General features: G+C 71.4%; 11 protein-coding genes. 3 read left to right on the forward strand and 8 right to left on the reverse strand.

All coding sequences use genetic code 11. The annotated features are described in order from the left end of the window. The first annotated feature begins 200 nt into the window (after positions 1-200). Positions 201-323 carry a hypothetical protein gene (locus AC3ETA_RS15865; RefSeq protein ID WP_432193523.1) on the forward strand — a complete coding sequence of 41 codons (123 nt, stop codon included), beginning with the start codon at positions 201-203 and terminating at the stop codon, positions 321-323. Between the two features lie 544 nt (positions 324-867). Here the strand turns inward: AC3ETA_RS15865 and adh are convergent. The 7 genes from adh to xylB all read right to left on the reverse strand — a co-directional run bounded on the left by adh (position 868) and on the right by xylB (position 9,303). Further along, on the reverse strand, positions 868-2,391 hold the full coding sequence (adh, locus tag AC3ETA_RS15870; protein ID WP_432193524.1) for an aldehyde dehydrogenase: 1,524 nt from the start codon (positions 2,389-2,391) through the stop codon (positions 868-870). Positions 2,392-2,447: 56 nt separating this feature from the next. After that, positions 2,448-3,779 (reverse strand): GAF domain-containing protein, encoded by a 1,332-nt coding sequence (locus AC3ETA_RS15875; protein ID WP_432193525.1) that lies wholly within the window; start codon positions 3,777-3,779, stop codon positions 2,448-2,450. A 279-nt stretch (positions 3,780-4,058) separates the two neighbouring features. After that, a complete protein-coding gene (locus AC3ETA_RS15880; RefSeq protein ID WP_432193526.1) occupies positions 4,059-4,658 on the reverse strand; it encodes an N-acetylmuramoyl-L-alanine amidase in 600 nt (199 codons plus the stop codon). A gap of 39 nt (positions 4,659-4,697) precedes the next feature. Beyond that, the gene (locus AC3ETA_RS15885; protein ID WP_432193527.1) at positions 4,698-5,708 is read right to left on the reverse strand and encodes an acetamidase/formamidase family protein; all 1,011 of its coding nucleotides are present in this window, start codon (positions 5,706-5,708) and stop codon (positions 4,698-4,700) included. After that, positions 5,705-5,836, reverse strand: coding sequence for a hypothetical protein (locus AC3ETA_RS15890; RefSeq protein WP_432193528.1), 132 nt, complete (start codon positions 5,834-5,836; stop codon positions 5,705-5,707). The genes AC3ETA_RS15885 and AC3ETA_RS15890 overlap by 4 nt, the downstream gene beginning before the upstream one ends. A gap of 792 nt (positions 5,837-6,628) precedes the next feature. Continuing rightward, positions 6,629-7,843, reverse strand: a complete 1,215-nt coding sequence (locus tag AC3ETA_RS15895; RefSeq protein ID WP_432193529.1) for an ROK family protein — start codon at positions 7,841-7,843, stop codon at positions 6,629-6,631. A gap of 14 nt (positions 7,844-7,857) precedes the next feature. Beyond that, entirely contained in the window at positions 7,858-9,303 is a 1,446-nt protein-coding gene (gene xylB / locus AC3ETA_RS15900) for a xylulokinase (RefSeq protein ID WP_432193530.1), read from the reverse strand. A gap of 169 nt (positions 9,304-9,472) precedes the next feature. Between xylB and xylA the strand changes: the two genes are divergently transcribed. Continuing rightward, the gene (gene xylA / locus AC3ETA_RS15905) at positions 9,473-10,639 is read left to right on the forward strand and encodes a xylose isomerase (protein ID WP_432193531.1); all 1,167 of its coding nucleotides are present in this window, start codon (positions 9,473-9,475) and stop codon (positions 10,637-10,639) included. A gap of 493 nt (positions 10,640-11,132) precedes the next feature. Beyond that, complete coding sequence (locus AC3ETA_RS15910; RefSeq protein ID WP_432193532.1) at positions 11,133-11,405, forward strand: hypothetical protein; 273 nt, start codon at positions 11,133-11,135, stop codon at positions 11,403-11,405. 119 nt (positions 11,406-11,524) lie between these two features. On the opposite strand, the gene AC3ETA_RS15915 is transcribed toward AC3ETA_RS15910, so the two are convergent. Then, on the reverse strand, positions 11,525-12,877 hold the full coding sequence (locus AC3ETA_RS15915; RefSeq protein WP_432193533.1) for an esterase-like activity of phytase family protein: 1,353 nt from the start codon (positions 12,875-12,877) through the stop codon (positions 11,525-11,527). Positions 12,878-13,037 lie beyond the last annotated feature (160 nt).

Below are 13,037 nucleotides of genomic sequence, written 5' to 3' on the forward strand. Positions count from 1 at the left end.
GTGCCGGTGTCCGGGGCGCCCCGCCGACGTCGCGCGCGGCTTCAGCCGCAGCGACCGGTCGAGGCGGTGCAGATTCTTCGTTGGCTCCGCCACTCGATCCCCGTGCGGTGGCGCTCCGTCTTGCGGTCCACCGCCACCGCTCCGGAAAGTCGCCGACGACGTCGTGCTGCCCGATGGCAGGCCGGGGCGCCGTGCACTGTGTGCGCCCACGACGAGATGTGACCTGCGCCGGGTGGGATGCCGAGTTCTCCCGTACCCGCATCGACGCCTCCGTCGCCGAGCTGGCGGAGGAGCGCGAGGCGGTCCGCTCGCGTGCGGCGTAGCCCGTAGACCGCGGCGTCAGCGATGAGAACGCCGGCGCCACAGATTACCGACGCCGATGCGAGGGCGCACAGGGCCGCGCACATCCACAGACGCTCCGACCCGCACCACGGGCACAAGCTCGCCATGGTCGGTGTCGGCGAGGGCAAGCCGCCTGAAGCTCTCGACAAGGGCCGTAGCCGGGTCGACCGAGACCAAGCCTGAAGCCCTCGACCGCAGCCGGGCCGACCGAGGGCAAGCCTGAAGCCCTCGACCGCAGCCGAGCCGACCGAGACCAAGCCCTGGGCCAGGTCCTGCTACGGGTCGGCCAGGTCCTCGATGTCCGGCGGCGCCAGCCATGCATGAGGCCCGTCGGCGGTCACGTTCTTGACCGACCTCCTTGGCCCAGTCGATGCAGCCGCCCATCCGGGCTTCCGGCAGTCATGCTCGGCACGCGCGGGTTCGGTCTGGAGCCGACGCCGGCAAAAGGCGGCACCGATCGCCGCTCAGACCGCCGAAAAGGGCGCATGGTCGGCATCCGCCCCGGCCAGGCGCCCTTTCCTGTGTCTAGAAGAAGCCCAGCTTCTTCGGCGAGTACGACACCAGCAGGTTCTTGGTCTGCTGGTAGTGCTCCAGCATCATCTTGTGTGTCTCACGCCCGATGCCCGATCCCTTGTAGCCGCCGAACGCCGCGTGCGCCGGATACGCGTGGTAGCAGTTCGTCCACACCCGGCCCGCCTGGATCGCGCGGCCCGCGCGGTACGCGGTGTTGATGTCCCGCGTCCACACGCCCGCCCCGAGGCCGTACAGCGTGTCGTTGGCGATCTTGACGGCGTCGTCGAAGTCGTCGAAGGACGTCACCGAGACGACCGGGCCGAAGATCTCCTCCTGGAAGATCCGCATACGGTTGTCGCCCTCGAAGACGGTCGGCTGGACGTAGTAGCCGCCCTTCAACTCGCCGTCGTGGTCGATGCGTTCGCCACCGGTGAGGACCCGGGCGCCCTCCTGCCGGCCGATGTCGAGGTAGGAGAGGATCTTCTCCAGCTGGTCGTTGGAGGCCTGCGCGCCGATCATGGTGTCCGTGTCGAGTGGGTGCCCGGTCTTGATCTGCTCGGTGCGGGCGACCGCCGCCTCCATGAACTCGGCGTAGTTGCCGCGCTGGACCAGCGCCCGGGACGGGCACGTGCACACCTCGCCCTGGTTGAGCGCGAACATCGTGAAGCCTTCGAGAGCCTTGTCCCGGAAATCGTCGTTCGCCGCCCAGACGTCGTCGAAGAAGATGTTCGGGGACTTGCCGCCGAGTTCGAGGGTGACCGGGGTGATGTTCTCCGAGGCGTACTGCATGATCAACCGGCCGGTCGTGGTCTCCCCGGTGAACGCCACTTTGGCCACCCGGGGGCTGGACGCCAGCGGCTTGCCCGCCTCCACACCGAAGCCGTTGACGATGTTGAGGACGCCCGGCGGCAGCAGATCGGAGACCAGGCTCAGCCAGTAGTGGATGGACGCCGGCGTCTGCTCGGCCGGCTTCAGCACGACCGCGTTGCCCGCGGCGAGCGCCGGGGCGAGCTTCCACGTCGCCATCAGGATCGGGAAGTTCCACGGGATGATCTGCGCCACCACGCCCAACGGCTCGTGGAAGTGATACGCCACCGTGTCGTCGTCGACCTCGCCGAGCGAGCCCTCCTGCGCCCTGATCGCGCCCGCGAAGTAGCGGAAGTGGTCGATGGCCAGCGGAATGTCCGCCGCCAGTGTCTCCCGTACCGGCTTGCCGTTCTCCCAGCTCTCGGCGACCGCCAGCTTCTCCAGGTTCGCCTCCATACGGTCGGCGATCTTCAGCAGGATGTCGGACCGCTCGGTCACCGACGTGCGGCCCCAGGCGGGGGCGGCCGCGTGCGCCGCGTCCAACGCCCGCTCCACGTCCTCCGCCGTGCCCCGCGCGATCTCGGTGAACGGCTGCCCGTTCACCGGCGTCGGGTTCTCGAAGTACTGCCCCCGGATCGGCGGCACGTACTCGCCGCCGATGAAGTGGTCGTAGCGCGCCTGGTAGGAGACGATCGCGCCCTCGGTGCCGGGCGCCGCGTAACGGGTCATTCTGCTCTGCCTCCCGAAGAAGCGCTGCCCGCCGTTGGGCAGCTCTCGGCGCGAGGCTAGGGACGGCGAGGTTGCAAGTACGTTGCGCGGGCCTCGGCTTCCCTCAGGGCGACCGCTCTGCGGTCACCGTGCCGGGCGGGCTGTGCTGTGAGCTCCGACTCCAGCGCGGCCAGCCTCGACCGCACCGCCGCCGTCGGACGCACCGCGGCGAGCGCCCGCCATACGTCGAGGTCGTCCTCGCCCCAAGGTGCGTGCGCCCAGTTCGCCAGCAGATCGGGATCGCGGCGGGCGATCAGCGCCGTACGCAGACCGTCGGCGAGCAACCGCCTGAGCCGCACCACCGCCGGCGCCTGGGAACCCGGCAGCAGCGGACCCGCGTACGCGGCGGCCGCGCCGGTGATCGCGCCCGTCTCCAGACGGCGCTCCACGACCGACACGTCCGACTCGACCGGCACCGTCAGCCGGTACGGTCTCGACCCGAGCAGGCCGGGCCCGAGCAGCCGACGCAGCCGCGCCAGCTCGGCCCGCGGGGTCACGGGCGTCACCGACTCGTCCTCGTACAACGCGCACTGCAGCTCGTCGCCGGTCAGCCCCTCCGGATGACGGGCCAGCAGCACCATGATCTCGCTGTGCCGACGACTGAGCCTGACCCTGCGGCCGCCGATGAGCAGCGTCGCCTCGTCACGGCCGAGCGCGGACAGCACGGGTGTGTCCGCAGCGGGCAGCTGCGGGGCGAGCAGCGCCAGATGGGACTCCGCGGCACGCGCCACCGCCTGCACGAACCCCAGGCTGTGCGGATGCGCGAGCCCGTCACCACCGGTGATGTCCACCGCCCCGAGCACCCGCCCGGTCCGGGGATCGTGCACCGGTGCCGCCGCACAGGTCCAGGGCTGCACCCTGCGGATGAAGTGCTCGGCCGCGAACACCTGCACCGGCCGGTCCACGGCGACCGCCGTACCCGGCGCGTTCGTCCCGACGGCGCTCTCCGCCCACCTGGCGCCCGGCACGAAGTTCATCCGCCCCGCCCTGCGCCGGGTCGTCGGATGGCCCTCGACCCAGAGCAGCCTGCCGTGCTCGTCGCACACCGCGAGCAGATGCTCCCCGTCGGCGGCGAACGTGCCCATCAGCTCCCGGAACAGCGGCATCACCCGTGCCAGCGGATGCTCCGCCCGGTACGAGCCGAGGTCGCCGTCCGCCAGCTCCACGAACGCCGTCCCGTCCGGACCGACACCGGCCCGCGCGGAGCGCCGCCACGAGTCGGCCACCACGGAACGCACCGGCGTCGGCACGGTGCCCACCTCGGTGAACGTGTCATGCGCACGGCGCAGCGTCCGTACGCGCTCGGCGGGGTCGGCCCCCGGTTCGAGAGCGACCCACGGATCGGTCAAATCGGCCTCCCCGGAAAGCAATGCGGCTGGGGACATCGTCACTCCGAGTACGCGAACGGACAACCGTTTCGACCGGGGTCACTCGAACGATGAGCGCATCCTTCCGTGACGACGAGGCTTCCCCGAGGCTGTGCCGACGTCGGGGCGAGACTGTGGCCGTGGCGAAGCGAGGCTGTGGTCGTGGCGAGGGTGTGCTGCGGTCGTCGTGAGGCCTTCTTGAAGGTCGCGGGAGGCCCGGGAGCGGCGTGGGCACGGCGCGGCAGGGCCACGGACGCGGGCTCATCCGGAGTTGACCAGGCGTATGTAGCGCGACCAGTCCCAGTGCGGCCCGGGGTCCGTGTGGTCCGTGCCCGGCACCTCGTAGTGGCCGATGATGTGCCGGCGGTCCTTCGGGATTCCGTACCTGGCGCAGATCGCTGCCGTGAGCCGGGCCGACTCCTCGTACAAGGCGTCGGTGAAGTAGTAGGGCCGGTCCACCCAGCCCTCGTGCTCTATGCCGATGCTGCGCGTGTTGTGCTCCCAGTCGCCTGCGTGCCAGGCGATGTCGCTCTCACGGACGCACTGCGCGATGTGCCCGTCGGCCGACCGCACCACATAGTGGGCGGACACCTGCTTGGCCGGGTTCTGGAAGACGGACAGGGTCTTGGTGAAGGCGGTCTGGGTCACGTGGATGATCACTTGCTCGACGGGGTGGGTCGTGGGGCGGTTCGCCGTCGTGTAGTTGGCTGTGTTCGCGGGCTGCCACTCCGCATCGTGGTGGTCGGGTGCCGGGACCCGCGTACCGGATCGTGGGCCGGGGAGCAGGGCGTACGGGACGGCGGCGAGGGCGGTGCCCTGGAGGAAGCGACGCCGGCTGGGGCGTGGTCGTGCGAGTTCCAAGGAGGGGGTTGCCTTTCAGGGGTGAGGTCGGCCGGGAGGTCAGGGCAGGGTCGCCGCCGTCTCCCGCAGTCGCGCGTGCACCCCGCGGTGCGTCTCACGACCGGGCAGCCACTGCTTGCGGATCTTGGCCACGCACGTGTAGTTGGTGTCGCACACGTTGGCCAACGGTGACTCGACGGCCTGCGTCGCGAACTGGTACGCGTCCAGCTCACTGAACCCGTAGTCGCGCGCCAGCCACTGCACCAGGTCGAGCTGGGATATCCGGAACGCGTCCTCCAGCGGCCGCGCCGACCCCGTCGAGACGATGTGTGTGTCCGACTCGATGCGCGGCCATGGTGTGGCGAGCCCTTTGAGCAGCTCGACGATCACCACTGTGTTCATCGCGCACTCGACCGCGACCCCGCAGGTCTCGCCCTCTCCCTGGCGGGCATGTCCGTCGCCGAGGCTGAGCAGCGCGCCCTCGACGTTCACTCCGAGATAGCAGGTGACACCCGCCCGCATCTCCGGGGTGTCCATGTTCCCGCCGTGCGCGTCGGGCACCAGCGCCGAGCGCACCTCCAGATTGGCGGGAGCCACCCCGACGGTGCCGTGCATCGGGTCCATGGGCAGCTCGGCCTCGATGTCGCTGTCGTGGGCCCGGAACAACGCCGTACGCCGGGTCCGGTCGAGCTGCCAGATCCAGACGGTCTCCGGCAGCGGAGGCTGGAGCGTGGCCGTGGTGTGCGTCGAGGTGAGGGCGCCGAACAGCGGGACCGTGGTCGACGCGGCCCAGTCGCGGGCCGGTTCGATCGAGACGAAGTGCACGGCGACCGTGTCGCCCGGCTCCGCGCCCTCGATGTGGAAGGGCCCCGTCTGCGGGTTGAGGTAAGGGAATTCGCACACCTCCGACACCAGGTCCTTCTCCGAACGCACCCGCCCGCCGAAGCAGTCCTCGGTGTACAGGTCCAGGACCGTACCGGGCGCGATGCGCGCCACGGGCGGTGCGCCGCCGAACGTCCAGGCGTACTCGCCGGGCTCGGGTCGTACGGTCAGGATTCGCGGGTCGCTCATCGCTGCACAGCTCCGTTCTGCCGAAGGGCGGTGAGGGAGGGGTCGTCGTCGAGATGGACACGGGCGGTGTCGGCCATGCGCCCGGGGTGCCGCCGCACCAGCACGAGCACCACGACCCCGGTCGCCATCCCCACCCGACCACCGGTCCCGCATGCGACACGGGCGCGCTCAGCTCGGAGACGAAGTCGAAGGCGGGCAGGCCCGCCGCGGTAAGCAGCGCCGGCACGAACGCGAGCGACGCACGACGCCGTGAACAGACATGCCACCAGCGCGATCAGCACCGACAGAGGCAGGCTCCCGCCCGCGAACGCCGCGCCCGACGGAACCGACGCCGCGCCCGACGGAACCGACGCCGCGACCGCCGCGGCCGGTGCCATCGCCGTGATGCTCTGGAACAGGACCTCGCGCAACCCGATCGCGTCGCGCCGCAGTCCCGTGGTTCCGAGTTCCGCCTTTTCCCCCGACATGTGCATCCCCCTCGTTCACCCCGTTGCGCCCCGCGTCGCCGTGACACGACGGCTGCGCCTCGCGTGAATCACGGTACGGCGCTGGCGGGTTGGGCAGAAGACGGCGCTGGGTTTCCGTGGACAAGCGGGGAATTGTGGATAACTCGCTCACTCACACGAGTGAACCTGTCCTGGAACGGGGCCTGTTCGACCGCACTGGGCTGGCCTGGTCCGGGAAGCCCGGGCGGGCCCCGCGCTCAAGCCCCGGCGCCTAGGCTCGCAGGCCCGGCGCCTAGGCTCGCAAGCCCCGGCGGCCCAGGCGCACAAGCCCCGGCGGCTCTGGCTCGGAAGCCCGGCCGTCCGGGATCGCCGGCCCTGTCGCGGCAGAAGCGCCAGCCCTTTCGGGTGAGCTCGTCGGCCCTTTCGGGTCAGGATCGCAAGCCCTCCAGAACCGACCCCGTCGGCGCCCCACAATCAGGCCCGCTCCGCCACCGCCACCGCCACCGGATCGTCCAGCACCGCTCGCACCACAGAATGAGCGGCTCCCAGCAACGGACCCTCGGGGCCCAGTCGAGACACGGACACCGGACACGCCGGGCCCGCCGTGCGCCGGTCCAACTCGGCCTCAAGTGACGGCAGCAACCAGGGCGCGAGCCCGGCCAGTGCACCGCCGAGCACCACGCTCTCGGGGTCCAGCAGATTGACCGCGCCGGTCAAGGCGATGCCGAGCGCCGTTCCCGCGTCCCGCAACGCCCGCCGTACGTCCTCGTCGCCCTCCGCGGCACGCGTGGCCAGCAGCCCGACGCGGTCCACGCCGGGCTCCAGCCCGGCGGCACGCAGCACCGCCTCCTCACCGGCGTACTGCTCCAGACATCCGCGTCCCCCGCACGGGCACTCGGGCCCGTACGGCTCGACGGGCACATGGCCCAACTCGCCGGCGAAACCACGCGTTCCACGCAGCAGCCCCCCGTCCACCACGACCGCCGCACCGATGCCGATCTCCGCCGACACGTGCAGGAAGTCACGCGGGGCGCCGTCGCCGAGCCAGAGTTCGGCGAGCGCGCCGAAGTCGGCCTCGTTGCCCACGGTCAGCGGAACGTCCGTGGAGAGCAGCTCGGCCAGGTCCGTGTCGCGCCAGTCGAGGTTGGGGGCGCGGACGACCGTGCGGGTGTCGCGCGCCACCAGACCCGGCACGGCGACCGCCAGCCCGGCGGGCCACAGCCCTTCGTGGTCGGCCTCGGCGACTACCTTGCGCACGAGCGCGTCGAGTTCCTCGATCACGGGTCCGGGCGCCCGACCCCGATTGGCGCCGTGCCGCACGGCACGGGCACGCACCTCGCCACGCAGATCGACCGCGCACACGGCGAGATGGTCGACGCCGATCTCCGCGCCGATGCCGGCCGGACCGTGCCCGCTGACGGCGAGCGCCGAGCCGGGACGGCCCACCCGGCCGGGCCGCTCGGGACCGAGTTCCTCCAGCAGCCCCGAGCGGATCAGTTCGTCGACGAGGGTGGAGACCGCCGCACGCGTCAGTCCGATACGGGAGGCGACGGCGGCACGGGAGAGCGGACCCTCGGCACTGACGGTGTGCATCACCCGGGCGAGATTGCGGCGTCGCATGCCCTGCTGCGTGTTGGGCAGCGCGCGCCCGGCGCCGGTCGGACGGGCCTCGTGCAGCGGTGTGGTCATGCCTCCGTCAGTCCTCAATGAGCCTCGGTGCCCCGCTCCAGCAGCGGGGCCGCGTCGGAGAGTACCCCGCTGATTCTGGCCAGCGCGGCCTCGTCCCGCTCCACGGCGTCGAGCACCGGCCCCCGCGTGGTGTTCCAGCGCCGGGCCACCGACGCCGGATCCTCGCCGGTCAGCAGGCCGGCCGCCTGCGCGGCGGCACCGAGCGCGACCAGTTCCTTCGCCTCGGGGACCTGCACCGGGCGCCCCGACAGCCGTCGTACCGTCTGCTGCCAGGCGGTGCCCCGGGCGCCGCCGCCGATCAGCAGCAGCGGGGCCGAGCGGTCCGCGTCCTCGTCCAGGACCAGGTCGAGCGCGCCGAGCAGGGCGTGCACGGCACCGTCGTAGGCGGCCTGGAGGAGCTGACCGGCGGTCGTGTCGTGGCGCAGGCCGTGCAGGATGCCGGAGGCGTTCGGCAGGTTCGGTGTGCGCTCGCCGTCCAGGTAGGGCAGGAGTGTGAGGCCGATGGCGGGTTCCACGGCCTCGCGGTCCAGGCCCAGCAGGGCCGCGAGCCGGTCCACGGCCAGCGTGCAGTTGAGGGTGCAGGCCAGCGGCAGCCAGTCGCCGTGCGCGTCGGCGAAGCCCGCCACGGTTCCGGTCGGATCGGCAGGGCGCCGCTTCGACACGGCGTACACCGTGCCCGACGTGCCCAGGCTCAGCACGGGCGTGCCGGGCCGCAGGCCGAGGCCGAGCGCCGCGGCGGCGTTGTCCCCGGTGCCGGGCGCGACGAGGGTGCCCTTGGAGAACGGCAGGTCGTGGCTGTCGCGCACGGTGCCCGCGACCTCGCCGGGCCGGACCACACGGGGCAGCATCGCCGGGGCGAGCCCTACGTGCGCGAGAATCTCCTCGTCGTACGACTCGGTCCCGGACGCCCACCAGCCCGTACCGGAGGCATCGCCGCGGTCGGTGGTGCCCTGCCCGGTGAGGCGTTCGGTGAGGTAGTCGTGGGGGAGGCGTACGGCCTTGGTGGCGCGGAGGGCGTCCGGCTCGTTCTCGGCGAGCCAGGCCCACTTCGTGACCGTGAAGGAGGCGGCCGGAACCGAGCCCGTGCGCTCGGCCCAGAACTTCGCGCCGCCCATCTCCTGCGTCAGCCGGCGCGCCTGCGGCGCCGAGCGCACGTCGTTCCAGAGCAGCGCGGGGCGCACCGGCTCGCCCCGGTCGTCCAGTGTGACCAGACCGTGCTGCTGGCCGCCGATCGACACCGCTGCGGCCTCGCGTGCGGCGTCGCCGCACTGGTGCAGCGCCTCGCACAAAGCCTCCCACCACTGACGGGGGTCGCTCTCCCGGCCGGCCCCGGAGGACACGGTGTGCGCTGCCTGGCCGCTCGCGACGACCTGCCCGGTCGACGCGTCGACGACCAGCGCCTTGGTGGACTGGGTGGACGTGTCCACGCCGACGACGAGCGGACCCTCGGCTGCTGACATCGTGCTCTCCCTCTTTCCGCGGCTCTGCGGGACGTAGCGATCGGGCGACAGGGCGTGGTGACGAAGACATCGAGTGACAAAGACATCTTGTCTCTTCCCAGAGATGCGACCGCATACTAATTTGTAAACGGCCATGACGAAATAGTCGTATGCAGCAAGGAGCCGCGGCATGAGCTACCAGCCCACCCCCGAGGACAGGTTCACCTTCGGCCTGTGGACCGTCGGCTGGCAGGGACGGGACCCCTTCGGCGACGCCACCCGCCGCGCCCTCGACCCGGTCGAGACGGTGCAGCGCCTGGCGGAGCTCGGCGCCCATGGCGTCACGTTCCACGACGACGACCTGATCCCCTTCGGGTCCTCCGACACCGAGCGCGAGGCGCACATCAAGCGCTTCCGTGAGGCACTCGACGCGACCGGCATGACCGTGCCGATGGCCACCACCAACCTCTTCACGCACCCCGTCTTCAAGGACGGCGGGTTCACCGCCAACGACCGCGACGTGCGCCGTTACGCCCTGCGCAAGACCATCCGCAATATCGACCTCGCGGCCGAGCTGGGTGCCAAGACCTACGTCGCCTGGGGCGGCCGTGAGGGCGCCGAGTCCGGCGGCGCCAAGGACGTCCGCGCGGCTCTCGACCGCATGAAGGAGGCCTTCGACCTCCTCGGCGAGTACGTCACCTCCCAGGGCTACGACCTGCGCTTCGCCATCGAGCCCAAGCCGAACGAGCCGCGCGGCGACATCCTGCTGCCCACGGTCGGTCACGCGCTGGCGTTCATCGAGCGCCTGGAGCGCCCCGAGCTGTACGGCGTCAACCCCGAGGTCGGCCACGAGCAGATGGCCGGGCTCAACTTCCCGCACGGCATCGCGCAGGCGCTGTGGGCGGGCAAGCTCTTCCACATCGACCTCAACGGTCAGTCCGGCATCAAGTACGACCAGGACCTGCGCTTCGGCGCCGGCGACCTGCGTGCCGCCTTCTGGCTGGTCGACCTCCTGGAGAGCGCCGGCTACGCGGGCCCGCGCCACTTCGACTTCAAGCCGCCGCGCACCGAGGACCTGGACGGCGTGTGGGCCTCGGCCGCGGGCTGCATGCGCAACTACCTCATCCTGAAGGAGCGTGCGGCCGCCTTCCGCGCGGACCCGGAGGTCCAGGAGGCCCTGACCGCCTCGCGGCTGAACGAGCTGGTGCAGCCGACGGCGGCCGACGGACTCAAGGCGCTCCTCGACGACCGCACCGCCTTCGAGGAGTTCGACGTCGAGGCCGTCGCCGCGCGCGGGATGGCCTTCGAGCGCCTCGACCAGCTGGCGATGGACCACCTGCTGGGTGCCCGCGGCTGAGCCCACGCACGCGTGGCCGTCCGCGGTAGGGACCAGGCGCGTGCCCGACCGTGTGTGACCGCAGGTCGACGGACCCGGTCACACACGGTGCGGCTCGATGATCGGTTCCGGGCACGGATGCTTCGGAATCATGCGGTCCGGGCAAGGACCGGTATTAACTCTCGCGTGGGGGTCGCGTCATGTCCCGTACGACGGGACGCTGGTCGGTATGGCCATGCCGCCCGTACCCCCTCAGCCGCCAGGACCGCCGGGTGACACGCCGCCCTATGGCGGCGGCTTCGGACCACCGCCTTCCGGCGGCTACGGATCACCGCCTTCCGGCGGCTACGGATCACCGCCTTCCGGCGGCTACGGATCACCGCCTCCCGGCGGCTACGGCCCTCCTCCGGGAGGCGGCGGCCCGCCGTCGTACGGCGATTGGCCGCATCCCCAACAGCCGGACGGGGGCGGCGGACCGGGGCGGCGGCGCAATCCGCTCGTCATCCTGCTCGCCGTGATCGTGGCCGTCGGCGCCCTCGTCGCCGTCGTCCTGGTGGTCTCGAACACCGACGACTCGCCCGACGGCAACCCCCCTGCCGGGAGCAGCACGAGCGGCTCGCCCAAGCCGTCCTTCAGCATCCCGACCGAACTGCCCAGCAAGCTGCCGAGCGAACTGCCGACGTCACTGCCGTCGGGCTTCCCCACCGACCTCCCGAGCGATTTCCCGAGTGACCTTGCCAGCGAACTGGAGTCGCTTCTGCCATCGCTGGCGGACGACCTGCCGTAGGGCATGAAGAAGGGGAGTGACACGCGCGCGTACCGTTCCCCGACGGCCACGCACGCGTGCCGCTTCCAGCCAGGAGCCTTGAGCCGGCCGTCGGATCCCGGCCTTCAAGGGTCGGCCGGTCAGATGCCGTGCGGCAGCCGCACGTAGACGACGGACGTCTCGATGTCGCTGTCGACGAGCCGGCCCTGGGCGTCGAACGCGCCTGTGCCGTCCGTCATCCCGAAGTCATTGTCGTTGATCAGGGCCAGCGTGTGGCGGCCCACACGCGCGACGCCCTCGATCTTCCCGGGCACACCGGCGACCTTGCCCAGGTCGACCACCAGCCGCTTGGACAGCACCGGCACGCCCGAGGCCGCCGGGTCGTCGAGCTGCTCGAGGGACGGGGACGTCGTGTCGTCGTCCCAGTCACTGCCGAGGATGTTCGCCTCACGGTCCAGCCGCACCAGGTGGAGCCGCGCGGCCTTGTCGGTGCGCTCCTCGACCAGCAGCCGGTTTCCGCCCACCGCCACGACCGACGAGATCTTCAGCTCGGAGGTGTCGTCCTCGCTCGGGTCCACCACGTTCACCGGGTCGAAGCGGTAAGCGTACTCGGCGGTGACCGCCCGCTTCTTCGGCGAGAAACGCAGCAGCCGTGTGGTGCGCGACGCCTCACCGGCATCCTTGTCCGGCAGCGACAGCGGGCTCTGCACGGCGATCACCAGGTCACCGCCCGGCAGCTGGGCGAGTCCCTCGAAGCCACGGTTGATCTTGCGATGCAGCAGGACGGAGGGCAGCGCCTCCACGACCCGGTAGCCCGCGCCGGTGAGGCCCAGCCCCTTGGGCACGTAGCGCGTGAGGACCTTCCCGCGCGCCGACACGTGCACGAGGGAAGGCCCGTACTCGTCGACGAGCCAGAAACTTCCGTCGGCGGCCCGCACGATGCCCTCGGTGTCCAGCCCGTTCGGGTTGTACGTCACAGGAGTCCGCGCGTCATAGGTGTACGGCGCCTCGTCGCGCCCCTCCTGGTTCGACAGCCCGGTGACGGGCTTCCCGGAAGCCGTCGTGATCGGGATCGCGTCGAGCACCTGCACGGTGCCGCCCGTCACCCGGATCTTCACGATCGCCGGGTCGAAACCCGGAACGGGGAACGTGCGGCGCTTCGTGCCGTCCACCTTGATCTGGCCGTTCGGGCCGCGGTCGGTGACCGTCCAGAACTCGCCCTTACGGCCTGTGGGGTAGATGTCGCTGCCTACGCCGCCCAGGTCCACGCCCCGGTCGTTGTCCACGCTGCCGGGCAGCAGCGCGTTGCTGAACGCGCCGAGCGGGATGTCGCCGAGCGTTGCCGTACCCACGACGTGCGCCTCACCGTGCCTGTCCCCGGCGCCGGCGCCGGCGGCGGGCCCGGCGGCCACGAGCGCCGCGATCACGGCGAGAGGAACGCCTCCGGCGACGAAACGATGAGCGCGGCGCCGGTCTGTGGCGTGCGGGGACATTCGGGCCTCCTGAGGACCAAGTTCACTGACAGCGGCCAGATTTGGAGTCCGCGCGGAACGCCGTACGTCCGACAGGTGAACGCGGAACGACGGACACTCGTCGAGCCGAGGTCGCCGTCCGGGTGAGGAACTGGCCTCTCAGGCACACCCGTTCGCACGG

This window comes from Streptomyces sp. bgisy027, from assembly GCF_057710365.1.